Origin of the sequence: Halobacillus sp. SY10 (assembly GCF_045401165.1) — a bacterium.
GTDB lineage: Bacteria > Bacillota > Bacilli > Bacillales > Halobacillaceae > Halobacillus > Halobacillus aidingensis.
In genome coordinates this window covers 650,821-677,149 of sequence record NZ_CP174345.1, presented here as the reverse complement: position 1 = coordinate 677,149, position 26,329 = coordinate 650,821, and the positions used below count along the sequence as shown (strand labels likewise).

General features: G+C 48.1%; 25 protein-coding genes and 3 riboswitches. Of the genes, 2 read left to right on the top strand and 23 right to left on the bottom strand.

Annotated elements, in window-relative coordinates; genetic code table 11:
• Positions 1 to 75 precede the first annotated feature (75 nt).
• Positions 76 to 192 carry an EYxxD motif small membrane protein gene (locus ACJA3J_RS03485; RefSeq protein WP_406945535.1) on the top strand — a complete coding sequence of 39 codons (117 nt, stop codon included), beginning with the start codon at positions 76 to 78 and terminating at the stop codon, positions 190 to 192.
• Here the strand turns inward: ACJA3J_RS03485 and purD are convergent.
• The 14 genes from purD to ACJA3J_RS03415 form a co-directional block, all read right to left on the bottom strand.
• Entirely contained in the window at positions 154 to 1,434 is a 1,281-nt protein-coding gene (purD, locus tag ACJA3J_RS03480) for a phosphoribosylamine--glycine ligase (RefSeq protein ID WP_089651505.1), read from the bottom strand. The genes ACJA3J_RS03485 and purD overlap by 39 nt on opposite strands.
• 18 nt (positions 1,435 to 1,452) lie before the next feature.
• Positions 1,453 to 2,985, bottom strand: coding sequence for a bifunctional phosphoribosylaminoimidazolecarboxamide formyltransferase/IMP cyclohydrolase (gene purH, locus ACJA3J_RS03475; protein WP_406945534.1), 1,533 nt, complete (start codon positions 2,983 to 2,985; stop codon positions 1,453 to 1,455).
• Complete coding sequence (purN, locus tag ACJA3J_RS03470; protein ID WP_406945533.1) at positions 2,982 to 3,560, bottom strand: phosphoribosylglycinamide formyltransferase; 579 nt, start codon at positions 3,558 to 3,560, stop codon at positions 2,982 to 2,984. Before purN ends, purH begins: the two co-directional genes overlap by 4 nt.
• The gene (gene purM, locus ACJA3J_RS03465) at positions 3,557 to 4,561 is read right to left on the bottom strand and encodes a phosphoribosylformylglycinamidine cyclo-ligase (RefSeq protein WP_406945532.1); all 1,005 of its coding nucleotides are present in this window, start codon (positions 4,559 to 4,561) and stop codon (positions 3,557 to 3,559) included. Before purM ends, purN begins: the two co-directional genes overlap by 4 nt.
• A 12-nt stretch (positions 4,562 to 4,573) precedes the next feature.
• Positions 4,574 to 5,986 (bottom strand): amidophosphoribosyltransferase, encoded by a 1,413-nt coding sequence (gene purF / locus ACJA3J_RS03460; RefSeq protein ID WP_406945531.1) that lies wholly within the window; start codon positions 5,984 to 5,986, stop codon positions 4,574 to 4,576.
• A complete protein-coding gene (gene purL / locus ACJA3J_RS03455) occupies positions 5,962 to 8,187 on the bottom strand; it encodes a phosphoribosylformylglycinamidine synthase subunit PurL (RefSeq protein ID WP_406945530.1) in 2,226 nt (741 codons plus the stop codon). Before purL ends, purF begins: the two co-directional genes overlap by 25 nt.
• Positions 8,171 to 8,854: a phosphoribosylformylglycinamidine synthase subunit PurQ gene (gene purQ, locus ACJA3J_RS03450; protein ID WP_406945529.1), complete on the bottom strand. Its 684-nt coding sequence runs from the start codon at positions 8,852 to 8,854 to the stop codon at positions 8,171 to 8,173. The genes purL and purQ overlap by 17 nt, the downstream gene beginning before the upstream one ends.
• Position 8,855: 1 nt before the next feature.
• Positions 8,856 to 9,101, bottom strand: a complete 246-nt coding sequence (gene purS / locus ACJA3J_RS03445) for a phosphoribosylformylglycinamidine synthase subunit PurS (RefSeq protein ID WP_089651512.1) — start codon at positions 9,099 to 9,101, stop codon at positions 8,856 to 8,858.
• A complete protein-coding gene (purC, locus tag ACJA3J_RS03440; protein WP_089651513.1) occupies positions 9,089 to 9,811 on the bottom strand; it encodes a phosphoribosylaminoimidazolesuccinocarboxamide synthase in 723 nt (240 codons plus the stop codon). The genes purS and purC overlap by 13 nt, the downstream gene beginning before the upstream one ends.
• Before the next feature lie 115 nt (positions 9,812 to 9,926).
• Complete coding sequence (gene purB / locus ACJA3J_RS03435; protein ID WP_089651514.1) at positions 9,927 to 11,219, bottom strand: adenylosuccinate lyase; 1,293 nt, start codon at positions 11,217 to 11,219, stop codon at positions 9,927 to 9,929.
• A 10-nt stretch (positions 11,220 to 11,229) separates the two neighbouring features.
• On the bottom strand, positions 11,230 to 12,357 hold the full coding sequence (gene purK / locus ACJA3J_RS03430) for a 5-(carboxyamino)imidazole ribonucleotide synthase (RefSeq protein WP_406945528.1): 1,128 nt from the start codon (positions 12,355 to 12,357) through the stop codon (positions 11,230 to 11,232).
• Positions 12,347 to 12,838 (bottom strand): 5-(carboxyamino)imidazole ribonucleotide mutase, encoded by a 492-nt coding sequence (purE, locus tag ACJA3J_RS03425; protein ID WP_406945527.1) that lies wholly within the window; start codon positions 12,836 to 12,838, stop codon positions 12,347 to 12,349. The genes purK and purE overlap by 11 nt, the downstream gene beginning before the upstream one ends.
• A gap of 106 nt (positions 12,839 to 12,944) precedes the next feature.
• Positions 12,945 to 13,045, bottom strand: a riboswitch (purine riboswitch).
• 81 nt (positions 13,046 to 13,126) lie between these two features.
• Positions 13,127 to 13,333 carry an NETI motif-containing protein gene (locus ACJA3J_RS03420; protein WP_089651517.1) on the bottom strand — a complete coding sequence of 69 codons (207 nt, stop codon included), beginning with the start codon at positions 13,331 to 13,333 and terminating at the stop codon, positions 13,127 to 13,129.
• Positions 13,296 to 13,871: a DUF2179 domain-containing protein gene (locus tag ACJA3J_RS03415; RefSeq protein ID WP_089651518.1), complete on the bottom strand. Its 576-nt coding sequence runs from the start codon at positions 13,869 to 13,871 to the stop codon at positions 13,296 to 13,298. Before ACJA3J_RS03415 ends, ACJA3J_RS03420 begins: the two co-directional genes overlap by 38 nt.
• 143 nt (positions 13,872 to 14,014) lie before the next feature.
• Here ACJA3J_RS03415 and ACJA3J_RS03410 point away from each other — a divergent pair, with 143 nt between their 5' ends.
• Positions 14,015 to 14,440, top strand: coding sequence for an Hsp20/alpha crystallin family protein (locus ACJA3J_RS03410; protein ID WP_406945526.1), 426 nt, complete (start codon positions 14,015 to 14,017; stop codon positions 14,438 to 14,440).
• Positions 14,441 to 14,714: 274 nt separating this feature from the next.
• Here ACJA3J_RS03410 and ACJA3J_RS03405 read toward each other — a convergent pair whose 3' ends face one another.
• The 9 genes from ACJA3J_RS03405 to ACJA3J_RS03365 all read right to left on the bottom strand — a co-directional run bounded on the left by ACJA3J_RS03405 (position 14,715) and on the right by ACJA3J_RS03365 (position 26,300).
• A complete protein-coding gene (locus ACJA3J_RS03405; protein ID WP_089651520.1) occupies positions 14,715 to 16,049 on the bottom strand; it encodes an NCS2 family permease in 1,335 nt (444 codons plus the stop codon).
• Between the two features lie 289 nt (positions 16,050 to 16,338).
• Positions 16,339 to 16,441, bottom strand: a riboswitch (purine riboswitch).
• A 79-nt stretch (positions 16,442 to 16,520) separates the two neighbouring features.
• Positions 16,521 to 18,059: a glutamine-hydrolyzing GMP synthase gene (gene guaA / locus ACJA3J_RS03400; RefSeq protein ID WP_406945525.1), complete on the bottom strand. Its 1,539-nt coding sequence runs from the start codon at positions 18,057 to 18,059 to the stop codon at positions 16,521 to 16,523.
• Between the two features lie 108 nt (positions 18,060 to 18,167).
• A riboswitch (purine riboswitch) is annotated at positions 18,168 to 18,269 on the bottom strand.
• 34 nt (positions 18,270 to 18,303) lie between these two features.
• Positions 18,304 to 20,499, bottom strand: coding sequence for a DUF3488 and DUF4129 domain-containing transglutaminase family protein (locus tag ACJA3J_RS03395; protein ID WP_406945524.1), 2,196 nt, complete (start codon positions 20,497 to 20,499; stop codon positions 18,304 to 18,306).
• Positions 20,499 to 21,764: a DUF58 domain-containing protein gene (locus ACJA3J_RS03390; RefSeq protein WP_406945523.1), complete on the bottom strand. Its 1,266-nt coding sequence runs from the start codon at positions 21,762 to 21,764 to the stop codon at positions 20,499 to 20,501. The genes ACJA3J_RS03395 and ACJA3J_RS03390 overlap by 1 nt, the downstream gene beginning before the upstream one ends.
• Positions 21,761 to 22,726: a MoxR family ATPase gene (locus ACJA3J_RS03385; protein ID WP_089651525.1), complete on the bottom strand. Its 966-nt coding sequence runs from the start codon at positions 22,724 to 22,726 to the stop codon at positions 21,761 to 21,763. Before ACJA3J_RS03385 ends, ACJA3J_RS03390 begins: the two co-directional genes overlap by 4 nt.
• Before the next feature lie 487 nt (positions 22,727 to 23,213).
• The gene (locus ACJA3J_RS03380) at positions 23,214 to 24,287 is read right to left on the bottom strand and encodes a HAMP domain-containing sensor histidine kinase (RefSeq protein ID WP_089651526.1); all 1,074 of its coding nucleotides are present in this window, start codon (positions 24,285 to 24,287) and stop codon (positions 23,214 to 23,216) included.
• On the bottom strand, positions 24,274 to 24,957 hold the full coding sequence (locus ACJA3J_RS03375; protein ID WP_089651527.1) for a response regulator transcription factor: 684 nt from the start codon (positions 24,955 to 24,957) through the stop codon (positions 24,274 to 24,276). Before ACJA3J_RS03375 ends, ACJA3J_RS03380 begins: the two co-directional genes overlap by 14 nt.
• A 10-nt stretch (positions 24,958 to 24,967) precedes the next feature.
• The gene (locus tag ACJA3J_RS03370; RefSeq protein WP_089651528.1) at positions 24,968 to 25,531 is read right to left on the bottom strand and encodes a redoxin domain-containing protein; all 564 of its coding nucleotides are present in this window, start codon (positions 25,529 to 25,531) and stop codon (positions 24,968 to 24,970) included.
• Positions 25,532 to 25,547: 16 nt separating this feature from the next.
• Positions 25,548 to 26,300: a cytochrome c biogenesis CcdA family protein gene (locus ACJA3J_RS03365; protein WP_406945522.1), complete on the bottom strand. Its 753-nt coding sequence runs from the start codon at positions 26,298 to 26,300 to the stop codon at positions 25,548 to 25,550.
• Positions 26,301 to 26,329: the final 29 nt, after the last annotated feature.

The window sequence follows — 26,329 nt, the reverse complement described above, 5'->3', positions numbered from 1 at the left end:
ATACGACTTCCCATTGATATATATCACAATCACTAACAAAAAAAGAGCGGGCTGCCCCGCTCTTTCTTCAAAAGGATGAAACATATGGATTTTATGGAGTACTTTACAGACGTCGGTTTCGTCATCGTCACCGTCATCGGCTCGATAGCCGCTTTATTCTACGTCGGCATGCGAAGCCGCCGAAGAGACTGATGTACGTCCGATATCTCTTCGAAAGAAAAAGTCCCTCTGATTCTCAAATGGACGGAGCGATTGATACGTACGATCCAGCGCTTGCGCCAAGTCTTCTCCTTTGTTCCCAATCAAAAGGACGCGCCCGCCGCTGGATACATACTTCCCGCTTTCCCAAGCTGTCCCTGCATGGACGACAAAACCATCATCCGCTTTAAGCTCAGGTAACGGACGCCCCTTTTCATATGGACCAGGATAGCCCGCGGAAGCGACCACAACACCTGCACAAACTTCCTCTGACCATTTCAATCCAGGATCTTTCCCATCCAGTACATCGTTCACCACTTGCACGAGGTCATTTTCTAACAAAGGTAAAACGACCTGCGTTTCCGGATCACCGAATCGCGCATTGAATTCAATCACCTTCGGCCCCTCTGAAGTTTCGATCAAGCCTGCATATAAAATCCCTGTAAACGGGCGGCCTTCTTCCACCATCGCTGCCGCTACCGGCTTCACAATCTCCTCGACAGCAAAGGCGTACGAAGAATTATTCAATGCTTGCACAGGAGCGAAGGCGCCCATTCCGCCTGTATTCGGACCTTGATCTCCATCGAATGCGCGCTTATGGTCTTTCGCAGGAATCATCGGATAGACATTCGAACCATTCACAAACGCCATGAGCGAGAATTCTTCGCCTGCCAAAAATTCCTCCACGACAATTTCACGGCTCGCATCGCCGAACTGGCCATTTTCAAGCATGTCTTCCGCTGCTGACAACGCCTCGTCCACGGTTTCAGCCACGACGACCCCTTTTCCTGCCGCCAGTCCGTCCGCCTTCACGACAATCGGCGCACCTTTTTCCCTAATGTAAGATTGAGCCGCTTCCACATTGGAAAAAGCTTCGTATCCAGCCGTCGGAATCTCGTATTTGTGCATCAGCTGTTTAGCAAAATGCTTGCTTCCTTCGATCAGAGCGGCCGCTTTGGTCGGACCGAACACCGGCAGAGCCGCTTCTTGGAAAGCATCCACCAATCCATCAAGCAAAGGGTTCTCAGGGCCTACCACGGTCAGGCCCACATTGTTCTCCCGGGCAAAAGCAACCAGACCGTCAAAATCCTGCTCACTCATATCGATGCATTCAGCAATTTTACTCATCCCTGCATTTCCAGGGGCAGCGAAAATACGATCTACCTGATCACTTTCTGCGAACTTTTGTACAAGGCTGTGTTCCCGGCCACCTCGACCGACGACCAATACGTTCATAAGACTCCACCCTTTCGATTAATGTTTGAAGTGACGCATTTTTGTAAAGACCATCGCGATGCCATGTTTGTTACAGGCATCAATGGAATCTTGATCACGCTTGGAACCGCCAGGCTGGATGATCGCTGTCACACCCGCTTCCGCTGCGGCTTCCACAGTATCCGGCATCGGGAAAAAGGCGTCGGACGCCATGATGCTGCCTTCTGCTTTCTCACCTGCCTGCTCAAAAGCGATTTTCGCTGCACCGACACGGTTCATCTGTCCTGCACCGACACCGAGCGTGCGGTCCCCTTTCGCTACGACGATCGCGTTCGACTTCACGTGTTTGACGACTTTCCAACCAAGCTTCAAATCTTCAAGCTCCTGTTCAGACGGCTCACGTTCTGTTGCCACTTCAAGCTCGACATCATCGAGAGACCCTTCATCCGCATCCTGGACAAGCAGCCCGCCATTGACGGTCACGAGCTTATGAGCCGGACGGTCGGCTTTCTTCATGTCCACTTTCAACAGGCGGAGGTTCTTCTTCGTTGTCAGAATATCAAGCGCTTCTTGACTGAAGGACGGAGCGATGATGATCTCAAGGAAAATCTCTTTCAGCTTCGCAGCTGTATCGGCATCGACTTCTCTATTCAAGGCAACGATTCCACCGAAGATGGAAACAGGATCACCTTCATACGCTTTTACATAAGCGTCATGCAAGTTCTCACCAACTCCGACACCGCATGGATTCATGTGTTTGACCGCGACAGCAGCCGGCTGGTTGAACTCAAGCACCACTTCAAGAGCCGCGTTGGCATCCTGAATGTTGTTATAGGAAAGCTCTTTTCCGTTCAGCTGTTCCGCTTCAGCGAGCGACGTGCCATCGAAGTTCGCTTTCTTATAAAAAGCCGCGTCCTGGTGCGGGTTTTCTCCGTAGCGTAAGGATTGTACTTTTTCATAAGTGACGGAATACGTCTCTGGAAATGGCTCTTCTGTCAAACCGGAAAAGTATTCCGCAATCATCGCATCGTAATTGGCGGTATGACGGAACACTTTGGCCGCAAGCTTACGGCGGGCCTCATAAGAAAGTGCATCGTTCTTGAGTCCTTCAACGACCTCATCGTAATCGACAGGATCAACGACGACCGCGACGTCTTCAAAACTCTTCGCAGCCGAGCGCAGCATCGTCGGCCCACCAATATCGATGTTCTCAATCGCATCTGCTTCCGTAACGCCTTCTTTCGCGATTGTCTCTTTGAACGGGTACAAGTTCACAGCGACAAGATCGATCGTCTCGATGTTCAGTTCCTCGAGCTGCTTCATATGCTCTTCATTCGAGCGCTTTGCGAGTAACCCACCATGGACCGAAGGATGAAGCGTCTTCACACGTCCGTCCATGATTTCCGGAAATTCAGTGACCTCGGAAATGGATTTCACCGGAACTCCTGCTTCTGCAATGGCTCGTTTCGTGCCACCTGTAGAAATAAGCTCATAGTCTAGTTCGTGAAGTTTCTTTGCAAAATCAGTCAATCCTTGTTTGTTGGATACGCTCAGTAGGGCACGTTTTTTCATTGAGATTCCTCCTTGATGAATAATGATTGAATCACTTGTGGGTAGAGGCGATGTTCGACCGCCTGGATTTTGTCTTTTACATCATCCGCTGTGTCGTTTTCTTCAATAACGATGGCTTCCTGGGCGATGATCGGTCCTGTATCCATACCGTCATCGACATAATGGACCGTTACGCCAGTCACTTTCACTTTTTTCTCCAACGCCTGACCGATGGCATCTTTCCCCGGGAACGCCGGCAGCAGGGACGGGTGGATGTTGACGATGCGGCGCTCATACGGCTTCAATAATGTCGGCCCGATCAGCCGCATATATCCAGCAAGCACGATGAATTCAATCCCTCGCTGCCGGCAGTCATCGAGCACCGCCTGCTCATAGGCGGCTTTGTCTGCAAAACTTTTCGCCCGGTAAACGACGGTATCGATTTCATGCTTCTGAGCCTTTTCGATGACAGGGGCCCCGATGCGGTCACAGACGAGCAGGGCGATGTTCGCTTCGAGCTCTCCGGATTCCACTTTGCTGACGATTGCATCGAAATTCGAACCGGTGCCGGAGGCGAAGACAGCGATGTTGATCATATTCCCTGCACTCCTTCCTCGTTCGTCACTTTTCCGATGACGACCGCATCATCACAAGCTCCGAACGCGGCGTTTACATCAGAAGGATCAAGCACGACGACCATGCCGATGCCCATGTTGAACACACCGAACATCTCCTCATTGCTGATCGATCCTTTTTCCTGTAAAAAGCGGAACACTTCCGGCACCTGCCAACTGTCGGTGTCGATTTCACACCCAAGTCCTTCCGGCAGTGTGCGTGGAAGGTTTTCGTAAAAGCCTCCCCCTGTAATGTGCGCGATGCCTTTGATGGTGGTGTTTTTCTTCAGCGCTTGAATCTCAGGAACATAAATCCGCGTTGGTGTCAGCAGGACGTCTCCAAGTGTGCGGGTCCAGCCCGCAGGTACCGTATCGAGGTCCAGGTCTGCGATGAGTTTCCTGACAAGAGAAAAGCCGTTCGAATGGACGCCGGAGGAAGGAAGGCCGACTAAGACATCTCCTTCTTTGATTTCAGCACCTGTAATGATCTGCTCTTTATCCGCCATTCCAACAACAAAGCCGGCGAGGTCGTATTCATCCGCCTCATACATGCCTGGCATTTCTGCCGTTTCGCCACCGACTAGGGCAGCCCCGGACTGTTCGCAGCCATCTGAAATTCCTTTGACGATCTGCTCAATCCGGGCAGGGTCATTTTTTCCACAGGCGATGTAATCCAAAAAAAGAAGCGGATCTGCGCCTTGGGCAACGATATCGTTGACACACATCGCGACAACATCTACGCCGATGGTATCATGCTGATCCATCTCAAACGCCAGCTTAAGCTTCGTTCCGACTCCGTCTGTGCCTGTCACAAGGACAGGTTGTTGATAGCTCATGCCGCTGAGGTCAAACAATCCAGCGAAAGAACCGAGTCCTCCCAGCACTTCCGGACGCATCGTACGGGCGACATGCTTTTTCATCCGCTCGACCGCTTCGTAACCAGCTTCGACATCGACGCCTGCCTGTTTATACGATTGACTCATCTCGCTTCCCTCCTATGCCTTTTCATATGGATGCATCGTGTTCGGATAAATTTCTGTCGGGTAATTGCCGGTAAAACACGCCATACAACCGCCGTGTCTCAGCGACTCTTCTCCTTGATATATACTGTCATTCAATCCTTGAACTGATAGAAAAGCGAGACTGTCAGCGCCGATTTGCTCTTCGATTTCCTCGACGGAATTGTTCGCGGCGATCAATTCTCCACTGTTTGAAGTATCAATGCCGTAATAGCACGGGTTTTTAATCGGTGGAGACGCAATCCGCACGTGAACTTCCTTCGCTCCCGCTTCCTTCAACATCTTCACAATTCGGCGGCTCGTCGTACCCCTCACGATCGAATCATCGACCATGACCACTTTTTTCCCTTCGACAATCCCTCGGACAGCAGAGAGCTTCATTTTCACACCTTGTTCACGTAGCTCTTGAGACGGCTGTATAAATGTCCGGCCGACATAGCGGTTTTTGATTAACCCGAGCTCATACGGAATCCCGGAAGCTTCCGCATAACCGATGGCTGCAGAAATACTTGAGTCCGGAACACCTGTCACAACATCCGCATCAATCGGAGCTTCTTCCGCCAGCGATTTCCCCATCCGTTTACGGGAAGCGTGGACATTTTTTCCGTCAAGATTGCTGTCAGGTCTTGAAAAGTACACATATTCCATCGAGCAGAGCGTGCGCTGAATCGGAGCGGAGAACCGTTTGGATTCCACTCCCTCATCTGATATGATCAAGAGCTCACCAGGATCGATTTCCCTATCATACTCGGCACCGACAACATCGAAGGCACATGTTTCTGAAGAGACGATCCATGATTCTCCCAGATGACCAAGGCTGAGTGGACGCAACCCGCGCGGGTCATTGGCGACAAACATGCGGTCCTCAGTCATGACGAGAAACGCATACGCGCCTTTGATCATCGACAGAGCCTCCATGATGGCCTGCTCGAGAGGCAGATGGCGGGCACGTTTGATTAAATGGGCAACCACTTCAGTATCCGAGGTCGTCTGCAAAATGCTTCCCTGCGCCTCCAGCTGGTTTTTCAACGCCTGGGCGTTCACAAGGTTTCCATTATGCGCAAGTGCAAGTCCCCCTGTTTGGGAGCGGAAGAGAAGCGGCTGGATATTTTCATAGCCGCCGTCCCCTGCCGTTGCGTAGCGCACGTGACCGATCGAAGCATGACCACTCAAGTCATCGAGCTGATTTTCTGAAAAAACTTCATTGATGAGGCCGTGCCCTTTAGCAAGTTTCAGCTGTTCTCCGTCTGTTGTAACAATTCCGGCTCCCTCCTGACCGCGGTGTTGGAGGGCATGGAGACCGTAATACGTCAGCTGGGCCGAGTCCTGATGGCCCCAGACGCCGAAAATGCCGCATTCTTCGTTCAAACCTTTGATTTCACCAAGCATCCGATCGCTCCTTTCCACGCTTCTTTCAGCACTGATGTCTTTTCTTCCAGAACGACGCCTTCCTGCTTGATTCTATACACCCCGTTCTCCGTCACGGTTCCGATCAAACGGGCGTCCGTGACACTCTGTTCGAATGCACCCTTTTGCTCCGGCGCTACGGTGACGATGAAGCGCGACTGCGATTCTGCAAACAACGCTGTGACCGGTTCGCCTTCTAGCGTCACCTCACATCCGAACTCGTTTTCAAAAAGCTTTTCGGCAAGGGCAACAGATAGACCACCTTCTGATACGTCATGAGCAGAGACGACAAGTCCTGCGCGAATCGCTGTCAGAAGCTGTTTTTGACGGTTATACTCGATCTTTAAATCCAGCGACGGGGCTTTTCCAAAATGCTTCCCTTCAAGCATGCCCTGCAGTTCACTGCCTCCGAATTCTGCATTCGTTTCCCCAATTACATAGATGAGGTCGCCAGCATGTTGCGCATGGGAACGAGTGATATGCTTAACATCATCAATCAAACCGACCATACCGACGATCGGTGTCGGGTAAATCGCCTGACCTCCGAATGATTCGTTGTACAAGCTGACGTTCCCACCGATGACTGGCGTTTCAAGGTTACGGCACGCCTCGCTCATGCCGTCGACGCTTTTTTCCATCTGCCAAAAGATTTCCGGATTTTCCGGTGATCCGAAATTGAGTCCGTCTGTGATTCCCAGTGGGCGACCACCCGAGCAGACGATATTTCTTGCTGCTTCAGCAACTGCGATTTTCCCACCGACTTCAGGGTCTACATAGAGATAACGGGAATTGCAGTCGGTCGTCATCGCAAGCGCTTTGTTTGTACCGCGTACGCGAAGCACAGCCGCATCAGATCCTGGTGTGACGACGGTATTCGTCTGGACCATGGAATCATACTGATCGTACACCCATTCTTTGCTGGCGATTGTCGGCTGTTTCAATAGATTCACCAATGTCTCCCGGTAATCTGTTATTTTCGGAATATAATTTTCCATTCTTTGAAACTCTTCATAGTACGCAGGGATACGGGACGGCTGATGGTAGACCGGTGCATCCTCAGCAAGGGAATCAACGGGAACGTCAGCAACAACTTCCCCGTGGTGCTCGAGGCGGAAGCGTTTCGTATCCGTCACTTCACCGACCGCTACCGCTTCAAGATTATACTTACGAAAAACTCTTGCAATCTCTTCTTCGCGTCCTTTTTCTACGACGAGCAGCATCCTTTCCTGAGATTCAGAGAGCATCATTTCATAAGCCGTCATATTTTCTTCGCGCTGCGGGATATGGTCGAGATTCATCGTCATTCCTGTGCCTGCTTTACTCGCCATTTCACTTGCGGATGAAGTCAGTCCTGCCGCTCCCATATCTTGAATACCGACAAGAGCATCGTGCTGGATGACATCAAGACAAGCTTCGATGAGCAGTTTTTCCATGAACGGATCCCCGACTTGTACGGATGGACGCTTTTCTTCGGACTCTTCCGACAATTCTTCCGATGCGAAAGTAGCGCCGTGGATGCCATCACGCCCGGTCTTGGCTCCGACGTACATGACCGTGTTACCGATACCGGCCGCAATTCCTTTTTGGATATCTTTATGATCGATCAACCCGACACACATCGCATTGACGAGCGGATTGCCATTGTACGCATCATCGAACTGGACTTCTCCGCCGACCGTTGGGACACCGACACAGTTGCCATAACCGGCAATGCCGCGGACGACTTCTTCAAAAAGGTACTTCACACGTGGTTGCTGCAACGAACCGAACCTGAGCGAATTCAGAAGCGCGATCGGGCGTGCGCCCATCGAGAAGACGTCACGCAGAATTCCACCGACGCCAGTTGCCGCCCCTTGATACGGTTCAACAGCAGACGGGTGATTGTGGCTTTCGATTTTGAAAACGACGGCCTGATCATCACCGATGTCGATGATTCCCGCTCCTTCCCCTGGACCCTGGAGCACGTGCGACCCTTCAGTCGGGAACTTTTTCAAAAGCGGTTTGGAGTTTTTGTAGCTGCAGTGTTCCGACCACATGACCGAAAACAAGCCGGTCTCTGTGTAATTCGGACGACGCCCGAGAATCGAGCGAATCGATGCATACTCGTCATCCTTCAGCCCCATCTCTCTATAGACGTGCTGTTCTTCGATTTGTTCTGGACTGATCTCAAGCATTGATGGCATGGTGTTCCCTCCAGTGTGTCAAAATCGATTGAAATAGACGAAGACCGTCATCGTGACCAAGAAGAGCTTCGACCGCCCGTTCCGGGTGTGGCATCATGCCGAGCACATTTCCTTGTTCATTGGTGATGCCGGCAATATCTCCGACAGATCCGTTCGGGTTCTGGTCATACGTAAAGACGATCTGCTTGTTGTTTTGGAGCTTCTGAAGCGTTTCTTCGTCACAAAAATAATTGCCGTCTCCGTGTGCAATTGGAATTTGAATTTTTTCCTTTTCCTCGTATTGACGGGTAAACATCGTGTCAGCATTTTCAACCGTCAGGGTTTCAAAATGGCACATGAACTTGAGCTTTTCATTCGGAAGCATTGCACCAGGCAGAAGTCCCATTTCGAGAAGGATCTGGAATCCGTTGCACACGCCAAGCACTGGCTTTCCTGCCTCTGCTGCTTCGCGGATTTGTGTGATGACATCAGAAGTAGAGGCAATGGCACCTGAGCGCAGGTAATCGCCATAAGAGAAACCGCCCGGCAGTAGAATCCCGTCATAGTTTGCTAGATTTGCTTCCTTATACCAGACAAGATCCGCTTCTGCTCCGAGTTGACCTTTAACAGCAAAGTACATATCACGGTCACAATTCGATCCTGGAAAAACGATGACAGCGAACTTCACGTTAACCCGCCTCCTCAATCGTGTAGCTGTAATTTTCGATGACAGGGTTGGCAAGAAGCTGGTCACACATGCGGTCGATTTCCGCTTCAAGATTGTCACTGTCTTCAACCATCACTTCCATGTATTTTCCGACGCGTACGTCCTGGACGTTGTTATATTCTAACGATTGCAGGGAGTTGTGGACAGCTTTTCCTTGTGGATCAAGGACCCCTTCTTTCAACGTGATGTGAATCTTTACTTTGCGCATACGCTCTCCTCCAGTCGATGTAGTATTTTGGTGTACGTATCGATCAAGTCACCGGTACTTTCCCGGAAGACGTCTTTATCCATTTTCTCGCCTGTTTCTTTGTCCCAAAGCCTGCACGTATCCGGGGAAATTTCATCAGAAAGGACGATAGTGCCGTCTTTGAGGCGGCCGAATTCCAATTTGAAGTCGACAAGTGTCAGCCCTGCCGAACGGAAAAGCTTTTGAAGTTCAATGTTGATGTCTAAGGCTTGCTGTTTAATAAACGTGAGTTCTTGTTCCGTGATGTCCGTAAGATGATACGCGTGGACATCGTTGATGAGCGGGTCATTCAATTCGTCTTTCTTGTAAAACAATTCAATGATCGGTGGAGTAAAGCTCGTTTTTTCCTCGATGCCGAGCCGGCGCGTAATACTGCCAGCAGCCTGGTTGCGGACGACGACTTCAAGAGGAATGATGTCCGTTCGTCTGACCAGCTGTTCGGTATCGTTCAGAGCTTTGATAAAGTGGGTCGTAATGTTGTGCTGGTGTAAGTATTGGAATACTTTCGAGGTAATCAAGTTGTTGAGACGTCCTTTGCCTGCGAACTCGTCTTTTTTCTTGCCGTTAAATGCTGTAGCGTCATCTTTATAAGATAAAACGAGCTGATCCGACTCATCCGCCGTATGATACACCCGTTTTGCTTTCCCTTCGTACAATAAAGAACCCTTCATACAGAAACACCTCGCTAAGGAATTGGGATTTTTTGTATGACCTGGTACACCAGATTCTGGTGTACCAGGTCATACAGTATTTTCCATTATCTGTCCGTCATCTTTCGTTACAGCGTTACAGTCCGATGCGGTCGAAGATGCGGTCGACTTGTTTCAGGTGGTGCTTGTAGTCGAAGCAGGCATCCAGCTGTTCTTCGGACAGGGTGGATGTGATCTTGTCGTCTGCTTCAATCAGTTCACGGAACGGGATGCCGCGCTCCCATGCTTCCATGGCTTTCGGCTGGACGAGGTCATAAGCTTCTTCGCGGACCAAACCTTCATCGATGAGCGTGAGCAATACACGCTGGGAGAAGATGAGTCCGTATGTTTTCTCCATATTTTCCTGCATCCGTTCAGGGAAGACAGTCAAGTTCTTCACGATGTTTCCGAAACGGTTCAACATGTAATTCAAAGCAATCGTTGCATCAGGCAGGATGATTCGCTCTGCGGAAGAGTGAGAGATGTCACGTTCATGCCATAGCGGTACATTTTCAAATGCCGTCAGCATGTTGCCGCGCAGGACGCGTGCCATTCCGGTCATATTTTCAGAACCGATTGGATTCCGTTTATGCGGCATCGCAGAGGAACCTTTTTGACCTTTCGCAAAAAATTCTTCCACTTCACGTGTTTCCGTTTTTTGCAGGCCGCGGATTTCCACAGCAATTTTCTCAATCGAAGTCGCAACCAAAGCAAGTGTGGATACATAATGAGCATGACGATCACGCTGCAGGGTTTGTGTCGAAACAGGTGCTGGCTTCAGGCCAAGCTTTTCACACACATACTCTTCAACAAATGGATCGATGTTCGCATACGTTCCGACCGCTCCAGAAAGCTTTCCGAATTGGATGTGGTCCATTGCAAGATCCAAACGCTCGAGATTACGCTTCATTTCTTCATAATAAAGGGCAAGCTTCAGTCCAAACGTCGTCGGCTCGGCATGTACACCGTGTGTACGGCCCATCATAACCGTGTGTTTGTGTTCCTTCGCTTTCTCACCAAGGATCTCGATAAAGTTGACGAGGTCTCTACGGATGATTTCATTCGCCTGCTTCAATTGATAGGACAGCGCCGTGTCCACAACGTCTGTTGAAGTCAGTCCATAATGCACCCATTTTCGCTCTTCTCCCACCGTTTCAGAAACGGCACGGGTGAAAGCCACAACATCGTGGCGTGTTTCTGCTTCAATTTCGTGTATGCGGTCGATGGAAAAGGATGCATTCTCGCGTAATTTCTTCACGTCATCTTTCGGGATGACCCCAAGTTCACTCCACGCTTCACAAGCTAAAAGTTCAACCTCGAGCCAAGCCTGGTATCTATTTTCTTCTGTCCAAATTGCACCCATTTCCGGGCGTGTATAACGTTCAATCATTGTCTTCCTCCTACCATAAATGGATCTGATTTTCTGTGATGACTTTGTCGATTTCTTTTAAATTTTCCCCCACAAAGGTTATGTGCCCCATTTTACGGGTCTGACGGGCTTCCTCTTTTCCATAGTCGTGAAAATGAAAGCCATGATAATATTCCAGACGATCCAGCAAAATGCTTCGATGTTTCCCGAGCACGTTCACCATCACCGCTGCCCCGAACGAATGGACCGGTAACAGCGGGAGACCGCAAATCGCACGGACGTGCTGTTCGAATTGTGACACGCTGCACGCCTCAATCGTATAATGCCCTGAGTTATGAGGCCTTGGCGCCATTTCATTGATGAAAATGTCCTTTCCTTTGACGAACATTTCAACAGCAAATGTACCGACCACTCCGATTCGTTCAGCTAATACTTCAACAGCTTCACGAGCGCGCTCTTCCACTTTCCCAGGAATGGTTGCCGGAACTCTTGACTCATGCAAAATGTGGTTCTTATGGATATTTTCCGCAATCGGGAACGGGATGATACGTCCATCCATCCCTCTAGTAAACACTTGAGAAATTTCAAGATCGAATTCAAGCCACTGCTCTACAATGTAGGTGCCGCCTTCTTTCATGAAAGACCGGACATCTTCGAGATGAGTTTCGCCTTCGATTTTCTGCTGTCCCTTGCCATCATAGCCGCCGCTGACCGTCTTGATGACAGCAGGATAGCCTGTGACTTCCATCGCTTCTTCCACCTCTTCAAAAGTGGTCACGATACGATACTCAGGAACGGACAGTCCAGCATCGACGGCAATCTCCTTCTCTTTGGCCCTGTTTTGGGTCACTTCAAGCGCAAATGCTCCTTGCGGCAGCTTCCCTTTTTCTTCGAAAAGCCGTGCCACATCGAGGTCGACGTTTTCAAATTCGTAGGTGATCACATCACTGACCTCACTCAATCGTTCCGCTGCTTGCAAGTCATCATATTCAGCGATGATGTGTTCCTCAGCGATTGAGGCACAAGGGCAATTTTCTGCAGGATCAAGCACAGCGATTTGATAGCCCATATGTCTTGCCGCGACAGCCATCATACGACCGAGCTGGCCGCCTCCTAAAATCCCGATCGTCCTTCCTGGTCGAATCACTTCAGGTTTCACGAAGATCCCTCCTCATTCCGTCGACTTTATCTACCATCTGCCGGCGATAGTCTGATAGTTTTGAAGCTACTTCCTGATCGAAAGCTCCAATCATTTCCGCTGCCAGAAGACCCGCATTTTTCGCGCCTGCCTTCCCGATCGCAACGGTAGCGACAGGAACGCCCCCTGGCATCTGCACGATGGATAAAAGAGAATCCAACCCTTGCAATGCTATCGATTCCACCGGAACGCCGATGACCGGTAGTGTCGTTTTAGATGCGACCATCCCAGGTAAGTGAGCCGCGCCCCCTGCCCCTGCAATAATCACTTTCAACCCTTTTTCCCGGGCCGTTTCCGCGTATGTGAACATATCTTCAGGTGTACGATGTGCTGAGATGATTTCTTTTTCATAATCGATTGAAAGCTCATCCAAAACGCTGCACGCTTCTTTCATCGTCTCCCAATCTGAAATGCTGCCCATGATTACGCCTACACTTGCCATCGAATCCCTCTTTTCTTTCGTAGCATGAAAAATGCCTGCTCGACGCCCCTCAAAAGATGAGAGGAGTCGAACAGGCACACGTGTGTCCGGTCTGAGAAAGCTTTTTCACAGCTTAAACTCCCCTCATAGTCCGGAAATTTACGGTTCCCAGGTAGAGACGTACGGGCCATATCCCCGTCATATATGAGGTCGTCTATGCAATTCTGCCTTCATCATATCAATTTCTGTTCCAACATGTCAACGCAAATATCGAACATTAATAAAAACGTTACAATTGATCGTTCGGTTTTATTCCTTTACCGCATGAAATACGATCGTTTTTCCTACAGGTTCCATCACTTTTTCCCCATTACGGGTTTCTTCACGGAAGACAGGCTCTTCCGCGCGACGGATCGGCGTGTATCCTTCTTTTTTCATTCGGTCGAGACATTGCCCGATCGATTCCTTTTCACCGACTTCAAAGCGCTTCTTGCTGTTCTTGTTCTTTTTGGGCATCACGAATCTTTCCTCTCTTAACGGATTTCGCCCAGAATCCACCATGAATCTGCTTCGGTTCATACGCCACGATAAAAGCTTTCGGGTCGATATAACGGATCGTTTCATACAACGCGAGTTCGTACTTCCGTGGTGTCAGGATCTGCATCGCCAAGCGGTCGCCTTCCATGCCATACGCGTACCAACTCGTAACACCATATCCCTTTTCACGAAGTCTGCGGGTGAATTCGATGTCTGGGTCTGAAGATATCACATTAACTGTAATATACCCGAGAGCAAGCTTCTCTTCAATCTTCATTCCGACAATGACACCGAGACCATACCCGACGGCATAGGCAATGACGTTTTCAATCTGATCCAGGCGGTCGAGGACGAGCCCCAGCCCGTAAATGTACGTCACGATTTCGAACATGCTGATAAACGCAGCAAAATAGCGCTGTCCCTTCAGCGTGAAAATCATACGGAGGGTAAAAAACGAAACATAGACAATATTGACAGCTAAAATAATCCCAACGAGCAATAATGGGTTTTCTAACATAGTTGAGAGCCTCCTACGCTAGGGTTTGCACAAACCGTGACATTCACCTAGACGATGTACTTTGCATACACTATAAACCATGAGAAGAGACGTGCACAACAAGTTTTTAACGCAATCTATGACATTTTTTGGAGGACGATGACATGAATCAATTTAAAGATTGGAAAACCAACCTCGACCGCTTCTTCGGGCAGGACTTCTGGGGAGACTTCGACGGCATGATGAAACCCGCCGTTCCAGCAATCAACATGTATCAATACGACAATGAACTGCTTTGCTTCGTCAACATCCCTGGAATGAATCACCCGAAAAATGTCGACGTTCTTGTTAACCATTCGACATTGACGTTAAGTGGAAAAATTGAAATCAATAACCGTGGGGGCCATCAGATCAAATCAGAGATCGCCGATGGAGCATTTGAAAGAAGTATCGATCTTCCCTTCCCCGTTCGGCATGACAAAGTGGAAGCGACGTATAAGCATGGACTGCTTGTGATCCAGCTCCACCGCTATATTTCAGATTCAACGAAACAGCGTCCGATCACGATCCGCCATTTGGAAGATGAATAAAACCGGCAGCCGTTTGGGCGACTTGCCGGTTTCTTTTTTTGCCGATTGAGCTGGGTAGCTCTAGCTTCTACTGACATATTAGCAGGTTCATCGAATATATTAGCAACTTTCAGCATATATTAGCAGGTCATCCTACTAAATTAGCCACTCCACCCATATCAACGGCTTCAGCTATTTTAACGGTAGCTTTGCACCATTTATCAGTCGGTTTCAGCAGTTTATCAGTGACTTCCGCATATTTATCGGTGAGATTCGCTGTTTTATCAGTATCTCCCTATGCCAGGAAAATAAAGTACAACACAAAGATAACAAACAGGAAGTACATAATCGGATGGATCTCTTTTCCGCGCCCCTTCAAAAGCATCGTAATCGGATAGAAAATAAATCCGATGGCAATCCCTGTTGCAATGCTGTAGGTCATCGGCATCGCTGCAATCGTAAAGAATGCAGGAACCGCGATTTCAAACTGATCCCAATCGATATTTTTCAAAGTGGAAGCCATGAGCACACCAACAATGATCAACGCAGGCGCCGTCACTTCTGCGGTCACCACAGATAATAATGGCGAGAAGAAGAGCGCCAAAATGAAGAATCCAGCTGTGACAACGGAAGTGAACCCTGTACGTCCACCAGCTCCGACACCAGCCGTAGACTCTATATAGGATGTCGTTGTGGACGTACCGACAGCGGCACCGACTACGGTTGCTGCTGAATCAGCAAATAACGCACGGTTGGCACGCGGCAATTTATTATCTTTCATAAAACCAGCTTGTGTCGCTACTGCTACAAGCGTTCCAGCTGTATCAAAAAAGTCGACGAATAAGAACGTTAAAATGACGACAAGCATTTCAATCGTGAAAATTTCACCGAAATGGGTAAAGGCAGCACCGAAAGTCGGCGCAACGCTAGGAGCTGTGCTTACAATATCTCCAAAGCCAGCCGGCGGAGCAATCAAACCTGTCACCATACCTGCGATGGATGTCAGGACCATTCCGTAAAAAATACCGCCTTTCAATCCCATCGCCATCAGCATAACACTGACGATGATTCCGAAAATGGAAAGCAGCGTCGGCCCTGCCGTCAAGTCGCCAAGCTGTACTAATGTCGCATCACTGTTCTGCACGATCCCGGAATTCTGGAAACCGATGAATGCGATGAACAAACCAATCCCGGCACCGACCGCGAGCTTCAAGTTCGCAGGAATCGCATCGATGATCATCGTCCGCAGGCCTGTCACGGTTAATACAATAAAAATAAGTCCAGAAGCCAAAACACCTGCGAGCGCTGTTTCCCACGGAATCCCGAAACCTAAAACGACGGTGTACGCGAAGAACGCATTCAAACCCATTCCCGGAGCGAGGGCAATCGGATATTTCGCGAACAATCCCATAATGAGTGTACCAACAGCCGCTGCAATCGCCGTCGCTGTAAACACTGCTCCTTTATCAATCCTTGTCACACCCTCAGGAAGCTGCTCAATTCCATCAAGTGCAAGTGTGGACGGGTTAACAAACAAAATGTACGCCATCGCAAGGAAGGTCGTTAAACCTGCCATAAACTCTCTGCGATACGTCGTCCCAAACTTTTCAAACTTAAAAAACTTACTCATATACGTTTCCTCCCCTTTTCCCTCTATTCATCTCACGCCGTATCTCTATTCGCACCCGGTACACAACAATAAATTTTCCATACCTGGCACTACGTTCACCTAGATCGGTACCGGGTACGCTTTCTCTTTTTTTCGTACCTGGTACCGGCCTGAGGCCATCTGGTACCAGGTACACATCAAGCATGCGGATGTACCTGGTACCAAAAAAAGACACTCTTGGAAGCTCCAAGAGTGTCTACATCTATACGAAGGAAACGGACGAAAGGTGAGACTATTATACAGGTCTCCCTCATCGTCTATTCACCAACGTAGTCAGACCGATTTACGGTAGTCTGGTAGAAACTCATGGGCCTTATCCCCAAAATTATACGACGGTGTTGCTTTATTCATTTGTCTCTATCTTACATGGTTCGACATCATTCGTCAACCCAAAATCCGAACATTAAAATATAAATATAAACTAACGTTCGATTATTCCCACTCAATCGTTGCAGGTGGCTTACTCGTCACATCATAAACGACCCGGTTGATGTGATCGACTTCGTTGACGATTCGCGTAGAGATCTTCTCTAGGACGTCCCATGGAATACGGGCCCAATCCGATGTCATTCCATCAATGGATGTCACCGCACGGATACCGATCGTGTAATCATACGTACGCTCATCGCCCATGACCCCAACGGAACGGATGTCCGGAAGCACGGTGAAGTATTGCCAAATGTCACGGTCAAGACCTGCTTTTTTAATTTCATCACGAAGGACATGGTCTGACTCGCGAACAATCTCAAGCTTCTCTTCTGTCACTTCACCAAGCACACGGATGGCAAGTCCCGGTCCTGGGAATGGCTGGCGCCAGACGATATGTTCAGGTACTCCAAGCTCTGTTCCAAGCGCACGCACTTCATCCTTGAACAGCGTGTTCAGCGGCTCGATCAATTCGAATTGCATGTCCTCAGGAAGGCCGCCGACATTGTGGTGAGACTTGATCGTTTGTGCGGTCTCTGTACCACTTTCGATAATATCCGTGTAAAGCGTTCCTTGTGCTAGAAAGTCGATGTCTTTCAATTTCTCTGCTTCGTCGTCAAAAACATAGATGAATTCATTGCCGATGATCTTCCGCTTCTTCTCAGGATCCGAAACACCTGCAAGCTTGCTCATGAATCGGTCTTTCGCATCAATTTTAAGGATGTTCATGTTAAAGCCGTCTCCGAGAGTGCGCATAACGTCATCCGCTTCATTTTTACGAAGCAGACCGTGGTCGACAAAAATACATGTGAGCTGATCACCGATGGCACGGTGGATCAAAGCAGCGACGACAGAGGAATCTACGCCACCACTCAAGGCGCACAACACTTTACGGTCGCCGACTTTTTCACGGATCTTCTCCACTTCCATTTCCACAACATGTTCCATCGTCCAATCATCGGTCGCCTCACATACGTCAAAAACGAAACTGCGGAGGATGTCGTTTCCGTATTCTGAATGGCGGACTTCCGGGTGGAACTGGACGCCATACATGCGTGCTTCATCGTTGCTGATGGCGGCTACTGGACAGGACGGGCTTGTCGCATCCACTTGGAACCCTTCAGGAGCTTCAATGACTTTGTCGCTGTGACTCATCCAAACCGTTTGTTCTCTCGGTGTTTTAGCAAAAATCACCGGCTCTTTCGCCACGTTGATATCCGCTTTTCCATATTCACGCTCTTTAGCACGTTCGACTTTTCCACCAAAATGATGGGTCATCAATTGCATGCCATAGCAGATCCCAAGGACTGGAATGCCAAGTTCGAAAATCTGCTCGTCACAACGGAAGCTTTCCTCCCCGTAGACGCTGTTCGGTCCACCGGATAGGACGATACCACTCGGGTTCATGTCTTTAATCTCTTCGATGCTCATTTTGTGAGAGTGAAGCTCACTATACACACCGAATTCACGAATTCTTCGTGTAATCAATTGGTTATACTGGCTCCCGAAGTCCAGCACGAGAATCATGCCTTGTACTTGTTCCATCTGTTCCACTCCTTGATCTATAGACTTTTATTTTCATAAAAAAATGGATGGATTCCCTGCCTCAAATCTACGACGACGAAGGCAGAAATCCATCCATGTACATACATGTCACGTGATTCCCACCTTCATAGTCAGGGCGTTTACGGTGCCCCGGTAGAGACTCTCGGGCCATATTCCCGAGGATATACGAAGGAAGAATGCATCTGATAATTTTCATTCATTCTACCAACCGCATGAAAAGGAATCAAGACAATGTCTTTTTGATTAAATTTTCCCATAATTCAGTGACTTTAGGCCAATGTGTACTTTGAGCATCATTTCGGTAGATGACACGTTCATAATGGTTGGTCAACCGCCGCATGTCATTCGACTGATAATGCTGATCGACCGATAGCGCAAACTCACGCAAGGTTTGTTCCGGCTTACGCTTGAATCCTTTATGATCAAGCACCTTCAAAAGGTAATGATAGGCTTTTTCGTACGTTTCTTCATCTTTGTTTTTCCTATACTTACGAATGAGCAGCGCCGTCATCCAACGATACCTTGTTAAGTAAAGAATGATCACTACTACAAGGATTGCGCTCAATAGCACCCATAACCATGTGTAACTTTGATCGGAAGAGCCTGCTGCGCCTGCAGCATCAGAACTTTCTTCCTCTTCCATTTGCTGTGGGTTCCCCATTTGATCTTCCGGTGTCTCACTATCCGGGGCTGCTGCTGGATCTTCCCCTTCTTCTGTTTCCACATCGGTATAGAAGTCCGTGTTGTTCGTAAATCCTTTGGTCGGCTCAAAAGGCACCCAGCCGATTTCAGGGAAATAAACCTCTACCCAGGAGTGGGCGTTTCCGCTTGTGACTTGATAAACATTTTGCAAATCATCACTAAGTCCGGTTTCACGCGTGTCTATACGCTCTCCTCCGGTAAATCCTTTCACCCAGCGGGCAGGAATCCCTTCAGAACGGAGCATGACGACCATGGATGTAGAGAAGTTATCACAATAACCAAGCTGGGACTCAAATAAGAACTGATCGACGTAGTCTTCATTTTCATCTGGCACGGGAACGTCGGTCGTCGAGTATTCAAAGCCATTGGAAGAAAAATAAGACTCGATCGCTTTGGCACGATCATATCGATTGTCTTCGGCCTCAACGATTTGAGCTGCCAAGTTCCTCACCCGGTTCGGCAATCCATCTGGAAGCTGAAGGTATTGATCACGAATTTCTTGAGGATCGTCATCTCCCGCTTCCCGTAATTGATTGTATTCAAAGGAAGGATACTCATAATTGGCGACGAATTCATTCACCTTCGCCGGAGAATCTCCTTTTACGGTATCCATCTCTCCCGTGTTCTCGTGGACCCGAAGCTCATAGTCATTCGGGAACCTTACAAGGGAAGATAAACCATAGGGATAGACCAGCTTTTGGAAAGAAGCCTGCCGTGACATTTCAATCATGACCGTCTGTTCTTCCACTTCCACATTGTCCGTATACAATTCGTAGCTGATGTTTTGCGGGTCCATGTTCGTCACTGGCTCTTCCAGCGTATCTTCCCACCCTTTTCCTGTGTACGTATCCTTCGACTCGATCCGCCAGTAACGTTGACCATCCGCTGTCGCACGGAACATCGGGGTATCATCTTGAATAAAAGAACCACCAAGCCGGCTGTCGTCTTCTCCATATCCGACTTTTTGAACGGTTCCACTGCCACTTCCACCTGGCCCAGCCCCGCCTGCTGCACTTTCGATATAAGGAACAGGGTCCGGCCATTTCGGATCAAGCTTCGGTGAAGCGTAAGCGGCCGCAGAGGAAAACAAAATGATCGCAAGAAGTGGGAGAGCCCACACCTGCGCTTTTTGCAATCCTTTAAAAGAAATCGATTCTTGATCCATCACTTTGGCGAAACTCGATAAGCCAAGCGCAACCATGCCCAGGATGAACGTTCTTACAATCGCCCATTTGCCATCAAAGATCGTAAACGTATCGACGACTGTGACGTAAATGAGTGTCAATACGACGAAAAAGAACATGCGACGGGCAACGACGAACCAATAATAAAGCAAATAGCTCATCAGCCATAGAAGAATCAAAAACAATAAACTGCGGAAAAGTGGCGTCATCTGCCACCATTCCTGTGACTGGATCATCTGGATGTTGAATAACACCTGTTCATATAAAACAGAAAACCAGTCACGTGAAAAGATGCGTTCCGCGATATAAAGTCCATCAATGATGAATGCAAGCCCCAGTCCTTTCAAGGGAATGGATAGATACCACGGCACTTGCAAAAAGGATATAAAAAAGCAGAACGTCGCGTAGATGAAGAACACACGCACATCATTCGTATCGGAAATCTGCTCCATCGGGCGCATCCATTCACAGAACAACAGAAAGCCAGTAATATAGAGAATCAGTTTATAGATGAACGATTGTCTCTCTTCCATCATGTGTTCACCTCAAATTGTTGTTTCGTCAACTGTTCCTCATTCAGTACATTGACAACGACGCCCTGACTTTTCATCTGCTTCACAGCTTGATGATCCTGGAACGACATTTGTCCATGAGGACGTACATAGAAAAAGACAACACGCTTACTCCTTTTTGCCAGTTTACTAATCGCAACCTGGACCTCCTTGTCCAAATGATGACTGACGATCATGAGCATCACACCACTTGGAATCAATGATTTTTCCCGCTCCAACTGTTGTGCAAAAGGAATACGCCCGACAGGACGGATTCTGGCCAAATGTCCTTGCATTTGCTGCTGGTGAGCGTGGTCCTGATGAAAAGGAAAGTATTTACGTCCGTCACCGAGGGACATGAAAGATAGCGGGGAAGATGTTTTATGGAACTCCTTCATTAAGGAAGCTGTGAATTCCACCGCCCCTTCAAAACTCAATTCGCTCATCTCCGGATGATAAACGCCATTCAGAATCAGCATCATGTCGACACTTTTTTCCTGTTCAAATTCTTTCGTCATCATCTCATTCTTCTTCGCCGTCGTTTTCCAGTCCACCCAGGCAAAGCGATCACCAGGCATGTATTCACGAACACCTGTTACCATGTTCGTGTTCTTTTCATTCAGCTTGAATGAAGGACTTGCCCCCTGCTCAAAACTGTACACCCGGTCTTTCATTTTCACAGGGCGGGTATATGGAAAAACAAGCAATTTGCTTTCTTGATGATAAACGTGCTCCTTTTTTACAAAACCGAAGAAATCTCCTGTCTTAATTCTGAGTGCCTTCAGCTTATGGTCTCCCCGGGGGACTTTCTCAAGCTGGTAACGGTAAGTGATCGTCTTACTGAACCAAGGAAAAACAACCTTTTTCACTTTACGTGGTTCATAGAATTGATCTGCTTTATCCATGGTCTTGTATTTATCCAAATGCTCGTCCACTTTCTTCAGCGATTCCGGTAAGTGTTCTTCGATAATACAATAATAGATTGGAAAAGGAACTTTCCGTTTCAACTTCACTTCGACATCGATGGTTTCACTTCCCATCGCCATTCGTTTAGAAAGATTCCGTTCGATTTTCCAATTATGGACCGGATAAATGAGGACAGCCGCCATATAAAGGAGAAACGGCAGAAATGCATAAAAAAGGAACCAGCTGACAAAACCACCCTGAAACATGGCGTAGGAAAAGAGGATGACGAAAAGGATCGCTACTACAAGGCTTCTAGCGATGATTCCAAGTTTCCGTCTCATTCACTGATGTTCCTCTTCACTGGAATGGACGTGGAGGATAGCAGGCTGTCAATGATCGCCTCAGCCGTCTGCCCTTCAAACCGTGCTTCCGATGTAAGAATCATACGGTGAGAAAGGACATACGGAGCCATGAATTGAACGTCATCAGGTACGACATAATCGCGGTCGTGAATAAACGCGTAAGCCTTAGCCGCTTTCATCAATGCAATCGATCCACGCGGGCTGACCCCAAGGTAAACGCCGTCATGAGTCCGTGTCCCTGTCACAAGATCGATGATATAACGGTTAACCGTACGATCGACATAGACCTCCAACACTTCTTTTTGCAAATCAACAAGCTCGTCCCTTGTCAGCACAGCGGAAATCCCCTCGATCGGGTGGCCGTTCGATGTCCTTGAAAGCATCTCCATTTCCTGTTTCGCTGAAGGGTACCCCATCTTCATTTTAATAAGGAAACGATCGAGCTGGGCTTCCGGCAGTGGATAAGTCCCTTCATACTCAATCGGGTTTTGCGTCGCCATGACGAAAAACGGATCGCTGAGTGGAACGGTATTTCCATCCACTGTAATACTCGTCTCCTCCATCCCTTCCAAAAGAGCAGACTGAGTCTTCGGTGATGTCCGGTTGATCTCATCCGCTAAGACGATATTGCCGAGAATCGGACCAGGCCTGAATTCGAATTCCATACTTTTCGGATTATATATTGATACACCCGTCACATCAGAAGGAAGCAAATCTGGCGTGAATTGGATGCGTTTAAAGTCACAATCCAGGGATTTAGCCAGCGTTTTCACAAGCATCGTCTTCCCGACGCCTGGAACATCCTCTAAAAGGACGTGCCCTTTCGCAAGTAAGGCGACAAGGCTCAACATCGCTGCTTCTTCCTTCCCGATCATGACCTTCCTCATATTTTTAAGTACTTCCGATATTTTCGGCTGATACAAAAATGTCTGCTGAGTCATTTGGTGTACCCCTTTCTCCCTAAAATACTATTTTTCAGAAAAATCAAGCTCATTTTAACTATACTATAACGCACAGGCATGAACAAAGGTTGTGAACCGTTGGATATTAAAGGAAATGGCGTCATTACAGTTTTTTTACTTTATAAAAAAAATTGTCGAGAGAAGAAGAAAAAGATTATCAAAGACTCCCCTTTTTCTGCAAAAAAATGGTTAACTTTCATTACTTTTTATGGTATCTTGAATTTGAGCCATCTTAATTAAAGATAAAAGAATTCAAAGAGACGAAAGTTTGTATAGGTATAGGTGGCGGGGCCTCAGCGTTGAGCTGGGGCTTTTCATATGTTTGAGTTTGTGAATGTATGAGCAGGAAGTCTGGCACCGTCGAAACCGGTTGTGGTGCCTGGCACCAGAAAGATCGAAAGCGATGAAACCTCACAATGCTGAAAAACCCCTACTCCGCCCAACAAAAAAAGCGCAAACTTTTCGTCTACGCTTGCATCGGTAATGTTATAGAAAAACAGTGATTCCGGCCGTCTGTTTCCAATTGAATCTGACCACCATGTCGTTCAACGATCTGTTTACTGATTGAAAGCCCGAGCCCAGAACGGCCATCTGAACGGGAACGATCCACGCGATAAAAGCGATCAAAAACTCGATCCTTTTCATTTAAAGGAATCGCTTTTCCTCCTCCTTTTACCTTGATCACGTATTTTTCACCTTCTGCTCTCCCTTCGATTTCCACTCCATCTGTGCCCTCATGGTACTCAAGAGCATTCCTCAATAAATTCGTCAAAACCTGCTGGATGCCTTGTCTATTTACAGACACTTCCGCAGCTTCAACCTCACTCTTCAACCCAATGCCCTTTTTCTCAAATTCCAACGTGAACATCTGACTTACTTGAGAGATCACCTGTGTCATTTCCTCTTGGCTGACCTCCAGTGGCTTCGAAGGGGTCAGCGTTGTCCAGGATTCCATGTCGTCCAGCCGGGAGAGCAGTTGAGAGACTCGATCGGTTTCTTCTGCAAGAGAACGGTAAATCGTCTGATCCCCTGAAATCACCCCTTTTTCAAGGGCCTCCAAATAACCTTGCAAATTGGATAATGGTGTACGTAATTCATGAGATAAGTCACGAAGCATTTGGTGACGAGAGCGCTCCTGTTGCTGCAAACGACGGTTCATTCGATTGAAGTGGTCCACAAGTTCTCCTATTTCATCATTGGTATGGACGTTCAAATCTCCTGGGTAGTTCCCGGATTTCATCGTTTCCATGGCCGAGCTCAACTCTTTAACAGGGACAAGCACTTTCCTTGTCACGGTTGAATATAAAAAAGCTCCCATCACGATGACGACGCCGCCGATCACCCATGCGTAAATGAGCAAAGAGTTGTTGAAGGTCAACTGGGCTTCACGCTCGACGCCTGTAATATCAGCAGCCAGAAAACAAGCCGTCTGATAGAGTGTCATTCCTGTAACGATGACGACTCCAATAAGAAGCGCAATGTTTACGATTGTCATCTTCACCCAAAGTTTCGGCGGCAGGACCCGTTCAATGAGACGCATATTTATACCCCATTCCTCTTACCGTCACAATTCTCTTCGGATCAGAAGCATCTGTTTCTATTTTTCGGCGGAGCTTTTTAATGTGCGCATCAATGGTACGGGCCATAATGTCCGCTTCGCCGTGCGGATGGATTTGTTCGAGGAGCTGTTCCCTCGTAAACACTTGATCTTTGTGATCCATCATAAAATAAAGCAGGTTGAACTCGTAGTGCGTCAACTCCAGTCGTTCACCGTCCAACCATACTTCTCCTTTCCGCGGCTTCACTTCAAGTCCTTCATGGGAGAGCTTTTGGCACACATGGCCCGTTCTCCGTAAGACCGCTTCCACGTGCGCCATCAATTCTTCCGGGCTGAACGGTTTCGTCATGTAATCATCAGCACCGAGACGCAGCCCTGAAATCCGGTCTTCCGTCGTTCCCTTCGCAGACAACATAATGACGCCAGGGGAGTCCTTGCTTTCTTCCTTAACAAAGCGGCATAACTCTTCCCCACTCCATTTCGGCAGCATCAAATCAAGGATCAGCAGGCAGGGACGGTGCAGAAGATAGAGCTCCTTGCCCTCTTCCCCGTCATAAGCCTGTTTGACGCCGTACCCTTCATTCGCTAAGTAAATGCTTATGAGATTTGAAATTTTCCGGTCATCTTCAACGATCAGTACTTCTGGTTTCATGTAATCACCCTTACATTTCTTCCATCCTTTGTACCATCATATCGTAATTCATCGCCCCAAGCATTACTGAGCTGATCTTCCCTTCTTCATTTACGAAGATAGAGGTAGGAACGGGATTGACCTCATACTGATTGGCTACGGAAACATCTTTATCAAGCAATATAGGGAACGTTAATCCAAATTCGTCTACAAAACTCTGAACACCCTGTTCACTTGCCTCTGTTTCTGTCAAATTGACGGCCAGTACCTTTATATCCTCGTTCTCGGAAAACTTCTGCATGTCCGGCATTTCTGCACGGCATGGCGGGCACCACGTCGCCCAGAAATTAATCATTACTTTTTCTCCACGATAATCAGACAAAGAAACCTCTTCGCCACCGAGCGTCTGCAGCGTGAAATCCGGCGCTTGCTGCCCTTTTTCCAACCCAATGTCGACTTCTTCCGTGGCCGGGCCCTCGGCGACCATCTTCTCGCCTTCAGCAACCGGCTCCTGGCTTTCCCCTTCATACACAAAATCATAAACAGCCCAACCAAATAAGGCGGTTACAATGACAATGAGCCCCCATTTCTTCATACAATCTCCTTCCTTTCTATAAAAAGATCATTCCTAGATTGGCAAGCCATGTATCCTGGACCAAATTCAACAGCAATGTCGAAACTCTCGTCATATAACCGGTATAAAGAAACGCACCAGCTAAAATCATCGCCACTCCACCGATTTTCAAGATCCGCTCACTGTATTTCAAGATTACTCTTGTTGATCCTATAAAAAAGGAGAATACGAGAAACGGCAGGGCAAATCCGATGACATAAACGACGGTGTACAAGATCCCCTGCGTCGGATTGCTTGCGGATAACAAAAGAATCGATGCAAAAATTGGCCCGATACAAGGCGTCCACCCTGCTGCAAAACCCATGCCTGCAAAAAAAGTTCCTGCCAGGCTAAGGGACGTTTTCGGTTTCGTCTGCACCCTTTTCGTTTTCATAAACCAGCCGATCTTCAACCATCCCGCGACGAACAGCCCCATCAAAATAATGAAAACTCCAGCCAGCCGCTGCAGTAGCAGCCCTGAGCTTCCTGTTAAGATATTTTGTGCAGCACTCCCTACATAAGAAGCACCAATTCCTAAACTGATAAAAATCGAAGAAACACCTAGAAGAAAGAGAATAGAATGCGTGAGTAACCTCTTCTTCACCTCAAGACTTCGATTCTCTTTCATCTCTTTCACACTCATCCCGGTAATATAAGATAAATAGGCCGGGAACAAAGGCAGGGTACACGGCGATAGAAAAGAAATGATTCCTGCGCCAAGTGCCAGCCAAAGCGTTACATCAGTCCCCATTTTTCAAACCTCCTTAAAATGTATTCCTC

What these genes read in the sequence shown, in the direction of transcription:
- ACJA3J_RS03485 (WP_406945535.1), top strand. Translation starts at nt 76, where the DNA reads ATGAAACATATGGATTTTATGGAGTACTTTACAGACGTCGGTTTCGTC.
- purD (WP_089651505.1), bottom strand. Translation starts at nt 1,434, where the DNA reads ATGAACGTATTGGTCGTCGGTCGAGGTGGCCGGGAACACAGCCTTGTA.
- purH (WP_406945534.1), bottom strand. Translation starts at nt 2,985, where the DNA reads ATGAAAAAACGTGCCCTACTGAGCGTATCCAACAAACAAGGATTGACT.
- purN (WP_406945533.1), bottom strand. Translation starts at nt 3,560, where the DNA reads ATGATCAACATCGCTGTCTTCGCCTCCGGCACCGGTTCGAATTTCGAT.
- purM (WP_406945532.1), bottom strand. Translation starts at nt 4,561, where the DNA reads ATGAGTCAATCGTATAAACAGGCAGGCGTCGATGTCGAAGCTGGTTAC.
- purF (WP_406945531.1), bottom strand. Translation starts at nt 5,986, where the DNA reads ATGCTTGGTGAAATCAAAGGTTTGAACGAAGAATGCGGCATTTTCGGC.
- purL (WP_406945530.1), bottom strand. Translation starts at nt 8,187, where the DNA reads ATGCCATCAATGCTTGAGATCAGTCCAGAACAAATCGAAGAACAGCAC.
- purS (WP_089651512.1), bottom strand. Translation starts at nt 9,101, where the DNA reads ATGCGCAAAGTAAAGATTCACATCACGTTGAAAGAAGGGGTCCTTGAT.
- purC (WP_089651513.1), bottom strand. Translation starts at nt 9,811, where the DNA reads ATGAAGGGTTCTTTATTGTACGAAGGGAAAGCAAAACGGGTGTATCAT.
- purB (WP_089651514.1), bottom strand. Translation starts at nt 11,219, where the DNA reads ATGATTGAACGTTATACACGCCCGGAAATGGGTGCAATTTGGACAGAA.
- purE (WP_406945527.1), bottom strand. Translation starts at nt 12,838, where the DNA reads ATGGCAAGTGTAGGCGTAATCATGGGCAGCATTTCAGATTGGGAGACG.
- ACJA3J_RS03420 (WP_089651517.1), bottom strand. Translation starts at nt 13,333, where the DNA reads ATGCCCAAAAAGAACAAGAACAGCAAGAAGCGCTTTGAAGTCGGTGAA.
- ACJA3J_RS03415 (WP_089651518.1), bottom strand. Translation starts at nt 13,871, where the DNA reads ATGTTAGAAAACCCATTATTGCTCGTTGGGATTATTTTAGCTGTCAAT.
- ACJA3J_RS03410 (WP_406945526.1), top strand. Translation starts at nt 14,015, where the DNA reads ATGAATCAATTTAAAGATTGGAAAACCAACCTCGACCGCTTCTTCGGG.
- ACJA3J_RS03405 (WP_089651520.1), bottom strand. Translation starts at nt 16,049, where the DNA reads ATGAGTAAGTTTTTTAAGTTTGAAAAGTTTGGGACGACGTATCGCAGA.
- guaA (WP_406945525.1), bottom strand. Translation starts at nt 18,059, where the DNA reads ATGGAACAAGTACAAGGCATGATTCTCGTGCTGGACTTCGGGAGCCAG.
- ACJA3J_RS03395 (WP_406945524.1), bottom strand. Translation starts at nt 20,499, where the DNA reads ATGGAAGAGAGACAATCGTTCATCTATAAACTGATTCTCTATATTACT.
- ACJA3J_RS03390 (WP_406945523.1), bottom strand. Translation starts at nt 21,764, where the DNA reads ATGAGACGGAAACTTGGAATCATCGCTAGAAGCCTTGTAGTAGCGATC.
- ACJA3J_RS03385 (WP_089651525.1), bottom strand. Translation starts at nt 22,726, where the DNA reads ATGACTCAGCAGACATTTTTGTATCAGCCGAAAATATCGGAAGTACTT.
- ACJA3J_RS03380 (WP_089651526.1), bottom strand. Translation starts at nt 24,287, where the DNA reads ATGCGTCTCATTGAACGGGTCCTGCCGCCGAAACTTTGGGTGAAGATG.
- ACJA3J_RS03375 (WP_089651527.1), bottom strand. Translation starts at nt 24,957, where the DNA reads ATGAAACCAGAAGTACTGATCGTTGAAGATGACCGGAAAATTTCAAAT.
- ACJA3J_RS03370 (WP_089651528.1), bottom strand. Translation starts at nt 25,531, where the DNA reads ATGAAGAAATGGGGGCTCATTGTCATTGTAACCGCCTTATTTGGTTGG.
- ACJA3J_RS03365 (WP_406945522.1), bottom strand. Translation starts at nt 26,300, where the DNA reads ATGGGGACTGATGTAACGCTTTGGCTGGCACTTGGCGCAGGAATCATT.